Genomic DNA, 15,689 nt, shown 5'->3' on the forward strand with positions numbered 1-15,689 from the left:
TTGGCTGCGCCGGGCGGGTGGAGTTGGTTCGACAGCAGCGCGGTCCCCGCAGCAGGGCAGGGCAGGGCGGTGGGCTGGGATTCTTCGCGTGCTCTCGTGCCGTGTTCCTTAATATAGAAGGGGCGTTGGGATCGGAGGTCCGCCGCTATTTCTCGTTTTTTGCGAATTTAAACGCTAACCCTTTTCGTTTTCGAGGCATTTGCAACCATGCAACCCGAGCTTCCCAATCCGCCCAGCGATGCCGAATTTGTTGGCCTGTTGACCCAGAGTCAGCTGTCGCTGCTTCTCTATGTCCGCAGCTTGCTGCCTGGCGAAGCGGATGCCAGCGATGTCGCTCAGCAGGCCAACGCGAAGATCTGGGAAAAGCGAGCCGATTTCGCGTTGGGGACCAACTTTTTGGCTTGGTCGTTTGCCATCGCCCGCTTCGAGGTTTTGAACTACCGCAAGCGGCAGGCTCGCGATTCGCGGCTGACGTTTTCCGAGGACCTGGAGCAGACGATCGCTAGCGAATTGCAGCAGATCGACGACGATCTGTTGTCGCGTCAGGAGGCGCTGCGAAAGTGTCTCGACGGGCTGAAGCCGGAGGCTCGAACGCTGTTGATGGATCGCTACGAGACGACCGAATCGCTGGCTGATTTTGCTCGCCGCATCGGTCGTTCCGCCGGTGGCTTGAAGGTTTCGCTGCATCGCATCCGCGCGACGCTGGCCGATTGCATCGAACGACGCCTCGCAACGGGAGCCGCGCGATGACCCCTGAAGAACGCGAACAACTGATCGACAGTTTGATCGATGGCGAGATCGACGAAGCCGATTTTCTGCGGATCGAAGCGGAACTGTCGGTCGATCCCGAGGTCCGGGCCCTCTATTACAATCGCTTGAAATTAGATTTGTTGCTGCAGCGCGAGGCGAGCGGATCCGTTGATGATTCCGGTTCTGATGTGGCGCAGGCGGTTGCGCCTTCGGCGGCGATCCCGCCGGTCGCGTCTGTAAATATTCTGCAACGTCGTTTGACGGGAATCTTCGCTGTGTTGGCGGCGACGGTTTTGGGATTTGTTGCCTGGTCGGTCTGGAATCCGGATTCGAGTCGTTTAGGATCGCCCGCCGGATTGGCGGGCAAGTTGGAACCGACAGCCGCCGGGTTTGCGATCTTGCAGGGGCAATCCGATGCGGTTTGGGAAGGCGATCCGTTGGCGACCGGTTCGCTGGTGCCAAGTGGCCCGCTGCGGCTGCTGTCGGGGGTGGCGCAGATCGAATTGTTCAGCGGCGTGCGGATGGTGATCGAGGGGGACGCGCAGTTTGTCGTCCAGTCGGCGATGCTAGTTCAACTGGATCGCGGTCGCGCGAGGGCTCAAGTTCCCGAAGCGGCTCGCGGGTTCCGAGTTCAGACGCGGCATGGCGACTTGATCGATCTGGGTACTGAATTTGCGATCGACGCCGGTGACGAAGCGGCTCGCGTCGAGGTATTGACTGGCGAAGTCGAGCTGCACGGACAAGGTGCCGCGCGACAGCGCGTGCTCGAAGGAGCCGCGTGGCAGTTGTCTGATGCGGGCGTTTCCGAGCGATCGGATTCGGATTCGTTGCAGGTGCTCGGCCCCGATGCGTTTGAGCGTCAGTTGTCGTCGCAGCAAGTCGATCAACGGCGGCGGTGGCAGCAGCGTGTCGCGTCGATGCGAGAGGACGATCGTTTAATCGCCTGGTATCAAACTCAACAGACGTCGGCCGATGGGCGGCAGTTGCCGAATCTTGCCCAGAGCGATTCGCAGTCGGCGGGGGCCGCGGCGATCGTCGCATGTCAGCCATCGAGCGATCGTTGGGGACAGGCGGGCGGTGCGCTCGATTTGAGCCGCACGGGCAGCCGGATCCGCGTCGACGTGCCGGGAGAGTTTGGCAGTTTGACGATGATGTGTTGGGTGAAGATTTACAGTTTGGATCGCCTGTACAATTCCTTGTTCCTGACCGACGGGCATGAGCTTCAAGAACCGCACTGGCAGATCATGAACGATGGCCGGTTGTTCTTCTCGGTGAAGAAGTTCGATGGGGCCGAAGGGAAGCGTCGCCGTCCCGACAAATACAACTTTTATTCGCCGCCGTTCTGGGATGCATCGCTCAGCGGACAGTGGATCATGTTGGCAACGACCTACGATGTCCAGGCTCGCCGCGTCTCGCATTACTTCAACGGTGAGGAGATCGGCAGCGAAGCGATCCCCGCCGATTATCTGGTCCCTCGGGTAACGATCGGCCCGGCGTCGATCGGCAATTGGAGCGAACCGATGTATCGCACCGACCCGCAGTTTGTCGTTCGCAACTTGAACGGCAGCCTCGATGAATTTGTCTTGTATTCGTCAGCTCTTTCCGGCTCGGAAATCGCTGAACTGTATCGCTTGGGAAACCCCGCTCGGTGAATGTCATGAATCAGAAAACCCATCACGCGATTGGCTGCCTGTTGTTGCTGGCGTCGCTGGCTGGTTCGGTCGCCGGGGCCGAAGAAACGGCCGGTGGCAAGGCTGATGAAAAAGAGCAGGCGATCGAGCGAGACTTCACGCTGAACGTGTTGCCGGTGCTGCGCAGCAAGTGTTTGGGCTGCCACGGCGGCGACGCCGATGACATCAAGGGTGACTTGAGCGTTGTCGATCGCGAGGCTTTGCTGCGCGGCGGCGAATCGGGCGATCCGACGGTTGTGCCGGGAGAGCCCGGCGCGGGGACGATGCTTGCGGCAATCCGTTGGGAGAGCATGGAGATGCCTCCCAAAGAAAACGATCGGCTTACCGAAAAGCAGATCGTGGAGATCTCGCGTTGGATCGAACATGGTGCGCCGTGGCCCGATGAGGCGACGCAGCAACACTATCGCGATTTGGAGAGTCAGAAAAAATCGACGGCCGACGGGATCATCGTCTCGACCAGCGGAGGGCTTTCGGAGGACTGGACCCATCGCCGGTACGCCGCCGACGATCTGTGGGCCTACGCTCCGCTGCCTGCGAAGAAATCGTTGGCCGCCAATGGCCTGGCTGTGCCGGCGGCGATCGATCTGTATATCGATCGTCAATTGAAAGAGGCGGATTTGCAGGGGAGTGGCGAAGCGACGCCGGCGGCGCTGCTGCGGCGGGCGACGTTGGATCTGACCGGCCTGCCTCCATCGCCCGCTCAATACGACGCGTTCGAGATCGCTTGGCAGCAGGATCGCGAAGCGGCTTGGACGGCGCTGATCGATCGCTTGTTGGCCAGTCCCGAATACGGCGAGCATTGGGGGCGGCACTGGTTAGATGTGACGCGTTACGCCGACACCGGTGGGATGGCAAACGATTTTGAACGATCCAACATGTGGCGTTATCGCGACTATGTCGTGCGGTCGTTCAATGACGACAAGCCGTACGATCAGTTTGTTGTGGAGCAGTTGGCTGGTGACGAGTTGGCCGATCTGTCGGTTCGCCAGCGGACCGGCGGCGACATCAAGTCGGTTCATCAAGTGCAGCTCGATGGCGATTATACGCCCGAGGAAGCAGAGTGGATCGTGGCGACCGGCTTCCTGCGGGTGGGCCCCTGGGACAACGCGATGATCGAAGCCGAAGAGGCGCGGCAGATCTATCTCGATGATTTGGTGAACATCACCGGCCAGGCGTTTCTTTCGACGACGATGCGGTGCTTCAAGTGCCACGATCACAAATTCGATCCGCTGCCGACGCGCGACTACTACCGTATGTATGCAGCTTTTGCGACGACGCGGATGGCCGAACGGACCGTTCCCTATCTGGAAGACGAGAGTCGCGAGGGGTTTGATGCGGGGCGAGCTCACGTGCGGCGGATGCTCGATTTTGCTGTCGCTCAAAAAAAGAAGCTCGTCGACAAACGAGAGGCCGCCGCGCGGGCGTGGTTTGAAGAACACGACCTGCCTTATAAAAACGAAGCCGAACGCAAGGGGCTGCCCGACGAGGAGAAGCCGGCGCGGCACGTTGGTTTATCGATTCCTGAGCAGGGGGAGTTGAAGGTTCGTGAGCAGGATGAGTGGATTTGGAATCGGCGGTTGGAGCGGTATCAGCCGATGGCTCAAAGCGTGTTTAACGCCGAGGCGGGCAGGCTGGCTTGGAATGGGGCTCGCAAGTTGAGGATCCAGCGGTTGAAGAAGAGCAGTCCGCTGACGAATCACATTTTGTTGGGGGGCGCATTGACGGCGTTGGGCGAAGCGGTGATGCCGGGCGTGCTGAGTGCCGTCTCGTTGCCTGTCGATCCGGCGGCAAAAGATCCTTTCCTGTTGCCTGCCGATATCGATGGCCGGCGGTTGGGGCTGGCGCGTTGGATCGCCAGTCGCGACAACGGCTTGTCGACGCGTTCGATCGTCAATCGGGTTTGGCAATATCACTTTGGAATCGGATTGGCTGCCAACTCGATCAACTTTGGCGTCAAAGGGGCGAAGCCTTCGCATCCGGAGCTGTTGGATTTTCTGACGGTTGATTTTGTCGAGAACGGTTGGACGCTGAAGCGGCTGCATCGGGCGATCATGCAATCGCAAGCCTATCGCCGCAGCACCGTGCCGGTCGATCCGCAACACATTGCCAAGGCCGATCCAGGGAACCGGTTGTTGTCCCATTTTCCACGGCGACGGTTGAGTGCCGAAGAGCTGCGCGATGGGCTGCTGCAGATCACCGGCGAACTGCAATCGACGCGCGGAGGGCTGCCGGTGATGCCGGAGATCAATATGGAGGTGGCGCTGCAGCCGCGGATGATCCAGTTCTCGTTGGCGCCGGCCTACCAACCGTCGCCGACTCCCGAATTGCGGAATCGCCGCACGATCTATGCCTACCATGTTCGCGGCCAATCCGATCCATTCACCGAGCTATTTAATCAACCGAATTCGAACGAGACGTGTGAGGTTCGTGAATCGGCGGCCGTTACGCCTCAGGTTTTTGGTTTGCTCAACAGCGACGTGATCACCGATCGCAGCATCGCGTTGGCGCTGCGACTGCAACGCGAGCAGCAGACGGTTGCGGATCAGATCGCTTATGCGTTTCGTTTGGTCTTGGGGCGCGAGCCAACATCAAATGAATCGCAACGACTGACGCAGTACGTTCGCGATATGCAAGCGTATCACGAAGGAAAGGCTCCCGCAGCGGTTCGTTATCCGACCGAGATCACGCGTTCGTTGGTCGAGGAGTTTTCGGGAGAGGTGTTTGAATATCAAGAGATCTTGCCGGTCTTCGAGCAGTACGTTCCCGATGCCAAAGCAAACGACGTGTCGGCCGCGACGCGAGCCTTGGCCGACGCCTGTTTGCTTTTATTCAACACCAATGAATTTATGTATGTGGAATGACCATCCCCTTCGGTAGTGGATCTTGTTAAAGATCCCTCCCCCGTCGACACCGGGTCTTGTTAAAGATCCCGTTTTAAATAAATCCCATTTCTCGAAGGATCTTTAACAAGATCCACTACGGCTGTGGTGAATCGTTAACTCTGACTTTCCGTCCACTTTTTCCTGCGAGCGAATCGATGAACGTTCATCCTCAAATCAACGACTCACGGCGATCCTTCCTGTATCAACTGGGAGCTTCGCTCGGTTCGGTCGCACTGACGAATCTATTGGCTAGCGAAGCGGCTGCGGCCACGGGACCGTTGTCGCCCAAGCCGCCGATGATGCCGGCCAAAGCGAAAAACGTGATCATGTTGTTTATGGAAGGGGGGCCCGGACACATGGACACCTTTGATCCCAAGCCGGAATTGACGCGGATGCATAAAAAGGAATCGAAGCTGAAAGCGGGACAGGAGTCGGGTTTCAAGTTCTTCGTCGGAAGCCCGTTTGGTTTTCAGAAGGTCGGGCAATCGGGGATCGAGATGTGCGACCAGTGGAAGCATCTGGCCGATCCCTACGTGGCCGATGAGTTGTGCAATTATCGCGGTTGCCAAGCCGAATCGCTGAACCATCCCGAAGCGCTGTTCCACATGAACACTGGAAGTCGGCTGGGAGGCGATCCGGGGTTGGGCGCTTGGGCGACGTACGGTTTGGGGTCGGAGAATGAGAATCTGCCGGGCTACGTCGTGATGACGGAGTTGGCGTTGCCGCAGGGAGGCGCGGGGAACTGGACCAACGGTTTTTTGCCTCCCTATTACCAGGGAACGCGGCTGCGACCAACGGGGTCGCCGATCTTGGACCTCGCGTCGCAAGAGTTCAAGTCGCGGGAACACCAACGCCGCGCGCTCGATGAGCTGGCGCGATTGAACCAATCGCATCTCGAATCGTTGGGGGCCGACGACCAACGGTTGCGGGCGCGGATGGAGAGTTATGAGTTAGCGTTTCGGATGCAGACCGAAGTGCCGGGAGTGATCGATCTATCGAAGGAGACTCAGCAAACGCTGGACATGTATGGGCTGAACGCCCCGGAGACCGAGACGTTTGGTCGGCAGTGTCTGATGGCTCGACGGTTGGTCGAAAGCGGTGTCCGGTTTGTGCAGATCTTCAGCGGCGGTTGGGACAGCCACGATTACTTGGAACGTGGGCACACCTCGCGAATCAAGAGCGTCGATCAACCGATGGCGGCGTTGATCCGCGACCTGAAGCAACGGGGAATGTTAGAGGATACGTTGATCATCTGGACCGGCGAATTTGGTCGCACGCCCGACAACAACAAGCGTGGCGGCGTCTATTCGTTGGGCCGCGGTCACAACAACAACGCGATGACGATGCTGATGGCCGGAGGTGGAGTCAAGCGAGGTGCCATCGTTGGTGGGACCGACGAACTTGGATCATCCGCCGTCGAGTGCGTGCATCCGATCCGCGATCTGCACGTAACGCTGATGCACCTGTTGGGACTCGACGACAACAAACTGACCTACCTGCACGCAGGTCGCTATAAACAGCTGAGCCAATTCGGCGGCGAAGCGATCAAAGAACTGATCGCTTAGAAATTGTTGGAGTCAGAGGCTTTAGCCGATCAGATCCCCGCGTTGGAGTCCGAGGCTTCAGCCGACGGATCTCGACGCTGGAGTCCGAGGCTTCAGCCAAAATACTACAGCAGCGAGCGACATGATGGGTCGCTCGCCGCTGTGAGGTTCAAGGGAGGACTGCTTCGCAGCGGAATCGTTTGTGATCGTTGTTGCTACTTCTTGTTCGCAGCTTTGGCTTCTTCGGCCATCTGTTGTTGATGGGCCATTTCGTCGTTGACCACCTGTTGCTCGAAGGCTTCGATATCCGTCGGATCGGTCATGGTGGGCTGTTCGGAATTGCATCCCAGCAGTGGGAGGGCAATCAACATCAGCAGGGTAATCGATCGATAATTCATGATGCTAAGTTCTGTCGATAGAGGGTGGGATTATTGGATTAGAAGAGATCTTCATCGATGGGTGCGCCATCGCGGATGGTGCAGAAGTTCTGGAAGTTGACGGCGTCGATGGTGTAGGGAACCATCACGACCGACCCATCGGCGCGAACACCTTGGACACCGCCAACGTGCGAGCCGCCGAAGCGATTCGACCAGTGCGCCGGCTGGGTGCTGTCGGGATGGTCGTTGTCGGGTTCGGGCAAGAAGTTGCCGTAGCGGACGATGTCTTGGTCCCAGCCAGCGTTGGCCCAAACTTCGTTGTCTCCGCCAGCAGTACCGAAGGTCGACCAGTGGACCTGCTTTTCAGCGACCAGCAGCGTGTTGGAGGTACCGTCTTTGATATCCTCCAGACGACGTGTTTGGTCCGGCTTGAGGTTGGTTGTGCCCGTGGGTAACGGTAGGGTTTTCCATTGGCGAACGAAAGGTCCTTGCCAGGTTTGGGTTGTGATGCCGCCGTTGCCTGCGTAATCGGCGCGAAAGGTTCCGTTCCAAAGTTGAGCGGTGCGGCGGGAAGGGCAGGCGTAGGATGGGATCAGCGAAGAGTAGACGTCGGCGTTGGTGGGCAATTCATGGACGTTGTTCTGTTCGATGAATGGAGTCAATTGGTACAACCAGCTCCAACCTTCACGGACGGTCGAACTGCAGCATGTCGCAAACGGTCCATCGGATCCGCCGGTCGGTAGGTGGCCAAACGTGTCGTGGAAGTTGTGGGTGGCGAGGCCAATTTGTTTCAGGTTGTTGCTGCATTGCATACGGCGGGCAGCTTCGCGAGCGGCTTGGACGGCTGGCAACAACAGGCCAACTAGGATGCCGATGATGGCGATCACAACAAGTAGTTCCACGAGGGTGAAGCCGCGGCGTTTTTTTCTAGGATGTCGCATGGTGAGGCCTTTTTGAAGTGAAGGTGAAGATGACAAACGAGTCGCCCTGAGAATGGGGTGGGGCAGGTCGCTTGTGTGACTGGAAATAATGTTTTGTGACAGTCAGTAAATTGCGGCAGCAGGATAACCCCATGCTTCGACGGTTAGGAAGGCTTCGTCTAGGCGATCAAACCCAAATTCATCGGCTCTTCATAGATGTCACTCGGATCGCATCTCCAAGTGAATTTGTCGGGAATTTTGTGCGTCCTAAGCGTGAACTTGTCTGGTTGGTTAGGCGTGTTTATGAGGCCAAGGCGAGGGGAGGCAACGGTTTTCGCTTGAGATCGCTTGCCGAGGATAGGGGACGGCGTGGCCGAGCCGAGGTGGCAAGGGATCGTTCGGACGTGTTCCATGTCGTTCATTGGCACCGCGAACGAGAGGCAGGCGGAATGTGGAACGCGCGCCCTGAATCGTCGCTGCGGATGTCGGGGACGCGACGAATGAGGTGGTCATGCCGTTTTGGAATTCAACGTTACCGAGCACTTGCCCTCCCCAAGATCGTGGCAAGTGCGCTAATTCTTGACAACTTGTTTGGTGAGATCTACAGTGGATCGCGTGAGAGGGGAGCGGATATCCAGCCTCGCCATGCCAGCCTGGTCGAAGCCGCTCGCTTTCCAAAACGATGAGTTAACACGCTCGGACTTTTAAATTCGTTGATGAATTCCATCCTTCCCCCGACGAACTATCGCATCTGCCTCCAGCTTTGCTTGCTGGTGTCGTCGTTGTGGGTTGGACCCACCCCGATCGTCCATTCGCATGCCAGTGCGATCGATTCGAGGATGGGGGATGTTGAATTAGTCCAGCATCTGCAGCGACACCATCGCGATGGATTCAACCAAAACAATGGTTCCGACTGGCATCTGCATTGGTTGATGCGTGGGGTCGGTTACGCGGGACTCAACGGCGAAGCGTCGGTGGTGCAATCGCTGCCATGCTATTCCATGTCGTCGAACGCTCCGGTGGATTTGTCCCTCGGAGACTTGCTGGCGGCGAATCCTGTCGATTCGTTTCGTGGTCGATCCGGCACCGAAGTGGATAGGACTTTGTCGAGCTCCAATTGGTTCAGCGGCCAGGCTTTGAGCCGCATCTCTATGCCGACTTGCTCGTCGGTCATGCGCTGTTAACCGTCTCGGGTTCTCCGAGTCGCTGCTGCTTTCAGCTTTGCTGAATCGGGAAACGCATGTTGACGCCAAATCGCTTGCGTCACCAAGGGTTTGATCGCGTCGGTTGCTTCTCGGTATCGGATTTCCGTGTCATCAGCGCGTCTGCTGCTTCCCTCTGCCATCCTGCCAATTATGAGTCATTCCATGAACCCCACCGAAACTTCTCAACGGCCTGCGCACCAACCGACGTTATCCGCGCGAGGCATCGCGCTGTCCGTCCTGTGCCTCCTCCTCTTCCTGTTGATTGCGGCGATGTTTATCAATCGTCGTGGCGAGTCACACGATCATGCAGTGGGGACGCAGCAGGCCGATGCGACCCCGATTCAATTGGCAAATTTTGAAGCCGATGATGTGACGTCAGCAGGTGCAACCGACGCGGGAAACGCTGATCGGACGGAGTTGTTGGAACTGCCCGAGTCGCGATGGGAGGTGTCGGGGATCCAGCTGCGCCCGGTGGAGCGTGGGGCTTTTGAGACGACCGTGCGGTTGACCGGAAAAGTGTCGCTGAATCAAGATCGCGTTGCCCACATCTATCCGATGGTCGAAGGGATTGTCGAATCTGTTTCCGTTGGCCTGGGGCAGCAGGTCAAAGCGGGGCAGTTGTTGGCGACGATTCATAGTCGCGAGATTGGTGAAGCGAAACTGAAGCTGTTTCAATCGCGGTTGCAGTTGGAAATGGCCACGGCGAAACACGAGATGCAGACGGAGATCGCGAACAATGTGAGGGATCTGGTCAAGGCGTTGCGAGAGCGGATGCCGATCGAACAAATTGAGGTCGCATTCCGCAGTCGACCGATGGGGGAGTATCGCGAACGTCTTCTAACCGCTTATTCCAGCTACACCAAGTCGCAGGCGGATGTCTCGCGATTGCAAGGTATTGCCAATTCGGGAGCCGTGTCGGGGAAGACGCTGCTGAGTGCAGAAGCCAATCGAAATGCGGACCAGGCAACTTTTCAGTCGCGGTTGGAAGAGGTGGAGCACGGGCTGCGAATGTCGTCGTTGCTCTCTTCCCAATTGCTGAAGGAAACCGAAACGCAGGCGGCTGTGGCGGAGACGACGCTGCATATCTTGGGAGTCCGCGACGAAGAGCTCAAGAAAATTGATCCCGCCGAGCAGGGAGAAGGCATTTCTCACTATTTGCTGCGAGCGCCGTTCGATGGAACGGTGCTGACCAAAGACGTGGTGCTCAGCGAACAGGTGCGTCCCGATGTGATGTTGTTGAGCATTGCCGACCTGTCGACGGTTTGGATTTTGACCGATTTGTATCAGGAGCACATTCCGTTGCTGGCGTCGTTGGCGGGGCAGACGATTCATCTGCACAGCGAATCTTGGCCCGACCAGACTTTCGAAGCCGAAGTGTTTTTCGCTGGCGAAACGATGGATGAATCGACGCGGACGATCAGCATGCGCGCGATCGCCGACAATGCGGAACATCTTTTAAAACCGGGGATGTTTGTCACCGTCGATCTGTCGGCGGTCACGCAACAGGATGTGCTGCAGGTTCCGCTGACGGCGATCCAAGAACACGAAGGGCAGAAATTCGTCTTCATTCACCGCGGCGAGGCCCAGTTCGAACGACGCAATGTCCGCGTGGGGACGGCCAACGAGAGATCGATCACGATCAAGCAGGGTTTGGAACCTGATGAATCGGTCGTCGTGCAGGGGGGCTTCATTTTGAAGTCGCAGATGTTGGCAGATCTGATGGGAGAAGAATAAGCGATGTTAAATTCCATCATTGATGCTTCGTTGAATAACCGCTTTATCGTCATGCTGTTGTCGTTGGTCATCCTGGGGATGGGGGCATTCGCGGCGATGACGATCCCGTTGGACGCGGTTCCCGATCTCACCAATGTGCAGGTCCAAGTGCTAACGAATTCGCCTGCCCTGGGGCCGGTGGAGGTCGAGCAATTCATCACGTTCCCGGTCGAGAATGCGATGAGTGGGATCCCGCGGATCACCGAGATTCGTTCGATCAGCCGATTCGGATTGTCCGCCGTCACGGTCGCCTTTGAAGATGGCACGGACATCTATTGGGCTCGGAATCTGATCAACGAACGCTTGCTGCAGGCGCGCGAAAACATACCGCCGGGGATGGGGACGCCTTCGCTGGGCCCGATCGCGACGGGGATGAGCGAGATCTACCAATTCGAAGTTCGTGCCGATCCAGGCAGCGAACAGAGTCTGTCGGATCTGCGAACGATCCTCGATTGGCAGATTGCGTTTCAATTGCGGAGCGTACCGGGGGTGATCGAAGTCAATACGTTTGGCGGCGAGCTGAAAACTTATGAAGTGCAAATCGATCCCGACAAGCTGAAGAACTATGGCGTTTCGTTGAGCGACGTGTTCACCGCCTTGGAGGAGAACAATGGGAATTCGGGGGGCGGATATATCGCGCACGATGCGGAGCAGCGGTTGATCCGCGGCGAGGGTTTAATTCAATCGCTGGACGATATCCGGTTGATCGTGTTGGACAGTCGCGATGGCGTGCCGATTCGTATCTCCGACGTTGCCAAGGTGGATTTCGCGCCGATGTTGCGGCAAGGGGCGGTCACCCGCGACGGCGACCGGGAAGCTGTCATCGGAATGGTGATGATGTTGATGGGGGGCAACTCGCGCCAAGTCGTGGCCGACGTCAAGGAAAAGATCGCGGAGATCAAAAAGACGCTTCCGCCGGGGGTGACGATCGATACGTTTTACGACCGCACCGAATTGGTCGCCAAGACGATCCATACCGTCGCGGAGAACATTGGTGTGGGCGTGTTCCTGGTAATCATGATGCTGTTCATTCTGCTGGGCGATGTCCGCGCGGGATTGATCGTGGCCGCTGCGATTCCGTTGTCGGCGATGTGCGCGTTGATCGCCATGCGTTACGCCGGCGTTTCGGCCAACCTGATGAGTTTGGGAGCGGTCGATTTTGGCGTGATCGTCGACGGGGCGGTGGTAATGATTGAAAACTGCGTCCGCCGGGCGATGCAGTACCAAAAGAAACATGGTGGCGATCGCGTGCCCGAAAGCGTGTTTCGCGAATCGGCGAAAGAGGTCGCCAAGCCGATTTTGTTTGCAGGCATCATCGTGATCATCGTGTTCATTCCAATCCTCAGTCTGCAGGGGATGGAAGGGAAGATGTTCCGGCCGATGGCATTCACTTTTATGACCGCACTCTCGGCGGCGTTGGTCTTGTCGGTAACGGTGATGCCCGTTCTGGCATCGCTGTTTTTGGCTCGCCGCGTGAAGGCAGGGGAGACGTTTTTGGTTCGCTGGATCAAACAGGCGTACCAACCGATGCTGGCGTTTGCGATGCGAAGGCCTGCGTTGATGATGGGTGGATCGGTGGTCGCGTTTGCGATCAGCGTGGTTTTGGCATCGGGGTTCGGCGTCGAATTTGTGCCCAAGTTGGACGAAGGGGACATCGCGATTCAAGCGACTCGTTTGCCGAGCGTTTCGTTGGAGACGTCGATCGAAATGACCAAGGCGATCGAACGCTGCTTGTTGAAGTTCCCGCAAGTCGAGACGGTGGTTTCCAAAACAGGACGACCGGAAATTGCTAACGATCCAATGGGTGTTTATCAAACCGACCTGTTTATTCGCTTGCGGACCGATCCGCACGAGGGAGATTCGCTGCCCAAGCCGCAATTGATCGAAGCGATGCAGAAGGCGTTGGAGGAGGAGGTGCCGGGGAACGCTTTCAGTTTCACCCAGCCGATTGAATTGCGGGTGCAAGAATTGGTGGCGGGTGTCCGTTCGGACATCGGCCTAAGTTTGTATGGCGATGATTTGGATGTTTTGAAAGCCAAGGGAGATGAGATCGTCAAGGCGCTCAATCAGGTGCCGGGTTCCGCGGATGTCGCGGCTCAGCAGATTGCTGGGTTGTCGTATATGCGAGTGAAGCTGCGACGCGATGCGTTGGCGCGGTATGGGATCAATGGACGGGACGTCCTGGATGCGATTGCCACGGTCGGCGGAATGCAGGTCGGACAGGTCTTTGAAGGACAGCGGCGGTTTCCATTGCAGGTGCGGTTGCAGCCCGAGTGGCGCCTCAATACCGAACGCTTGGCCGAGTTGAGGATCGATGACCCCAGCGGGAAACCGATTCCGCTTGCTCAATTGGCCGAGATCATCATGGAAGATGGACCGGTGGAAATCAGTCGCGATGCGATCCGCCGGCGCCTGCTGGTGCAGTGCAACGTTCGCGGCCGCGACTTGGCCGGCTTCGTTGCCGAAGCGCAAGCGGTGGTAGATCGGGAGGTCAAACTGCCCAGCGGCTACATGCTGCGTTGGGGCGGCCAGTTCGAGAACTTGCAGCAAGCGAGCAAGCGGTTGGCGATCGCCGTGCCGGTGGCGTTGTTCTTGATCTTCTCGCTGCTTTACATGACGTTCAATTCAACCAAGTTGGCTCTGCTGATTTATTTGAACGTGCCGATCGCGGCGACCGGCGGCATCCTGGCGTTATGGTTGCGGGACATGCCGTTTTCGATCTCGGCCGGCGTCGGCTTTATCGCGTTGTTTGGGATCGCGGTGATGAATGGTGTGGTCTTGATCGAACACATTCGGCATCTGCGACACAGTGGAGACTCGCAGCGCGACGCCGTCGTCCATGGAGCGATGGACCGGTTGCGACCTGTGTTGATGACAGCATCCTGCGGCGCGCTGGGGTTCATTCCGATGGCAATCTCCGCCAGTTCGGGTGCGGAGGTTCAGCGTCCGCTGGCAACGGTGGTCATTGGCGGATTGATCACCTCCACCATGTTGACCTTGTTGGTGCTGCCAACGATCTATCGCTGGTTCGAGCCAAAAGAGCAGGGCGAGGAATCGAGGAGCAGCGAATTGTCTCCCGAGTGACCTGGGAGAGAGCGTCTTGGCGGGGGGCGATCCAGCGATGTTGGATCGGCAGTTTGGTTGCGAGTGCCTTCGATAACAAAACTGTGGGCGAAAGCCTTCCCCCGCCATTTTTAGTTTTACCCGCCTGCGTGGCGCAAGCGTGGCGGTCTTCTCGTTTTCGAGAAGCTTTCACCGTGCGAGGCGACGCGTCGCGCTATTCGCGGCCATGGAATTGTTCTTCGCGAGGGATCGCGATAACGGGCCAGCTGGCGGGGAAAAAACGAACGATCTTTGTCGGGCGATAGCCTTCTAATAGCATCCCGCACTGGACTTGGATCTGGACTCCACTGCAACCGGGACGTATGGGAACTCGATTGGTGGCGAGAATGTTGCCCCCTTTGCGATCGTTGACCGGGTCGTAGGTCATCAAACATTCTCGGGCTACCGCGATCGTTCCCTTGGGGGCTAGGTCATCCTTCGCGCCCCCCGACGTTGGCCAGCCGAGCGGTTCGGGGACGATGATGCCAAAGTCTTCAAACAGGGTGAGATCGATCCCATCGAAGAAGGTGATCGTCACGATCTGTTCTTTATCATCGACGGCGTCGACCCAGCCGGGGACGCCGCGCTCGCGAACATGGTTTCGGTGTCGTTGCAGCTGTCGTTCCGATGCAAGCGTTCGACTCTCCTCGTCTAACCAGATATGGAACACGCGGCCGGGCCCGTAAAGCGTTGCCCAGGTGACATTGAGTTGGACGGTTTGCCCTGGTTCGATACTCTGCAGCGTTCCAAATCCGTCGCCGCGATAAACCACCGTGCTGGAGGTCAAATCGAAGAGCTTCGGATCGCCGATCGATCGATCTTCCTGTTGCAACGTGGCGGTGAGCTTGTTTTTCTCCAGGTCGACCTGGTCGATTTTCCAGACCTGATTCTGTCGCGCGTAGTAGGAAAAATCGTCTTCGACGCGTAGGCATCGCGTGAAGTCGACTTCGGGTGACGCCCGTTGATCGTTGACATTGTGTGGCTTGCCATTTCGCAGCGTCCAATGTTTCTCTTCTCCTTCGGGGCGTTCATAGAACCAACCGTGGAGATGGGTTCCCAGTGGAATGTCTTGCAGCGCCGCGGGGGCGCCGTTGTAGTAGACCGAGCCGTAAGGCAGCATCGTCGCATCGACAGGATAGTCCATCAGTGCACGTGGTTGGCTGTCGTCGCGATCGACGCGCAGCGTCAGCTTTCGCTCGGGAAAGTCGACACCGATCAGTTCGCCCGAAATGTAATGCGCCGAATTTTCCGGCGGAAACTGGCCGGGAACCGGTTGAAACCAAGGAAGCGATTCGTCGCTGTTTTCGTCCGTGCGGAATGCACTTTTCTCCTCGGCATGCACAACGCTTCCGAATACAGCGACGCAGGTCGTCGCAATGACAATGGCAATACTTCGCATACCTGTTCTTCGCATCTTCATCTATTGGAATTTATCGTCGACGCAT

9 protein-coding genes are annotated in these 15,689 nt (G+C 57.7%); 6 read left to right on the forward strand and 3 right to left on the reverse strand.

What is annotated here, in order from left to right; translation table 11 throughout:
- Positions 1-207: 207 nt before the first annotated feature.
- The 4 genes from Poly24_RS01630 to Poly24_RS01645 all read left to right on the forward strand — a co-directional run bounded on the left by Poly24_RS01630 (position 208) and on the right by Poly24_RS01645 (position 6,888).
- Positions 208-750, forward strand: a complete 543-nt coding sequence (locus Poly24_RS01630) for a sigma-70 family RNA polymerase sigma factor (RefSeq protein WP_145089536.1) — start codon at positions 208-210, stop codon at positions 748-750.
- On the forward strand, positions 747-2,402 hold the full coding sequence (locus Poly24_RS01635; RefSeq protein WP_145089539.1) for a LamG-like jellyroll fold domain-containing protein: 1,656 nt from the start codon (positions 747-749) through the stop codon (positions 2,400-2,402). The genes Poly24_RS01630 and Poly24_RS01635 overlap by 4 nt, the downstream gene beginning before the upstream one ends.
- Positions 2,403-2,407: 5 nt before the next feature.
- Complete coding sequence (locus tag Poly24_RS01640; RefSeq protein WP_145089542.1) at positions 2,408-5,302, forward strand: PSD1 and planctomycete cytochrome C domain-containing protein; 2,895 nt, start codon at positions 2,408-2,410, stop codon at positions 5,300-5,302.
- A gap of 176 nt (positions 5,303-5,478) precedes the next feature.
- The gene (locus Poly24_RS01645; protein WP_145089545.1) at positions 5,479-6,888 is read left to right on the forward strand and encodes a DUF1501 domain-containing protein; all 1,410 of its coding nucleotides are present in this window, start codon (positions 5,479-5,481) and stop codon (positions 6,886-6,888) included.
- A gap of 194 nt (positions 6,889-7,082) precedes the next feature.
- On the opposite strand, the gene Poly24_RS01650 is transcribed toward Poly24_RS01645, so the two are convergent.
- Positions 7,083-7,265 carry a hypothetical protein gene (locus Poly24_RS01650; protein ID WP_145089548.1) on the reverse strand — a complete coding sequence of 61 codons (183 nt, stop codon included), beginning with the start codon at positions 7,263-7,265 and terminating at the stop codon, positions 7,083-7,085.
- A 38-nt stretch (positions 7,266-7,303) separates the two neighbouring features.
- Positions 7,304-8,185 carry a DUF1559 domain-containing protein gene (locus Poly24_RS01655; protein ID WP_145089551.1) on the reverse strand — a complete coding sequence of 294 codons (882 nt, stop codon included), beginning with the start codon at positions 8,183-8,185 and terminating at the stop codon, positions 7,304-7,306.
- Positions 8,186-9,531: 1,346 nt separating this feature from the next.
- On the opposite strand from Poly24_RS01655, the gene Poly24_RS01660 reads away from it, so the two are divergent.
- Both Poly24_RS01660 and Poly24_RS01665 read left to right on the forward strand, forming a co-directional pair.
- Positions 9,532-11,103: an efflux RND transporter periplasmic adaptor subunit gene (locus Poly24_RS01660; protein ID WP_197452242.1), complete on the forward strand. Its 1,572-nt coding sequence runs from the start codon at positions 9,532-9,534 to the stop codon at positions 11,101-11,103.
- Between the two features lie 3 nt (positions 11,104-11,106).
- Positions 11,107-14,226 carry an efflux RND transporter permease subunit gene (locus tag Poly24_RS01665; RefSeq protein ID WP_145089558.1) on the forward strand — a complete coding sequence of 1,040 codons (3,120 nt, stop codon included), beginning with the start codon at positions 11,107-11,109 and terminating at the stop codon, positions 14,224-14,226.
- Between the two features lie 193 nt (positions 14,227-14,419).
- Here the strand turns inward: Poly24_RS01665 and Poly24_RS01670 are convergent, their stop codons facing one another.
- Positions 14,420-15,643 (reverse strand): hypothetical protein, encoded by a 1,224-nt coding sequence (locus tag Poly24_RS01670; RefSeq protein ID WP_145089561.1) that lies wholly within the window; start codon positions 15,641-15,643, stop codon positions 14,420-14,422.
- Positions 15,644-15,689: the final 46 nt, after the last annotated feature.

This window comes from Rosistilla carotiformis, assembly GCF_007753095.1.
Lineage (GTDB): Bacteria > Planctomycetota > Planctomycetia > Pirellulales > Pirellulaceae > Rosistilla > Rosistilla carotiformis.

Excerpts from the sequence above, each read along its gene's own strand:
- Poly24_RS01635 (WP_145089539.1), top strand. The coding sequence starts at position 747 with ATGACCCCTGAAGAACGCGAACAACTGATCGACAGTTTGATCGATGGC.
- Poly24_RS01655 (WP_145089551.1), bottom strand. The coding sequence starts at position 8,185 with ATGCGACATCCTAGAAAAAAACGCCGCGGCTTCACCCTCGTGGAACTA.
- Poly24_RS01640 (WP_145089542.1), top strand. The coding sequence starts at position 2,408 with ATGAATCAGAAAACCCATCACGCGATTGGCTGCCTGTTGTTGCTGGCG.
- Poly24_RS01660 (WP_197452242.1), top strand. The coding sequence starts at position 9,532 with ATGAACCCCACCGAAACTTCTCAACGGCCTGCGCACCAACCGACGTTA.
- Poly24_RS01665 (WP_145089558.1), top strand. The coding sequence starts at position 11,107 with ATGTTAAATTCCATCATTGATGCTTCGTTGAATAACCGCTTTATCGTC.
- Poly24_RS01650 (WP_145089548.1), bottom strand. The coding sequence starts at position 7,265 with ATGAATTATCGATCGATTACCCTGCTGATGTTGATTGCCCTCCCACTG.
- Poly24_RS01645 (WP_145089545.1), top strand. The coding sequence starts at position 5,479 with ATGAACGTTCATCCTCAAATCAACGACTCACGGCGATCCTTCCTGTAT.
- Poly24_RS01630 (WP_145089536.1), top strand. The coding sequence starts at position 208 with ATGCAACCCGAGCTTCCCAATCCGCCCAGCGATGCCGAATTTGTTGGC.
- Poly24_RS01670 (WP_145089561.1), bottom strand. The coding sequence starts at position 15,643 with ATGCGAAGTATTGCCATTGTCATTGCGACGACCTGCGTCGCTGTATTC.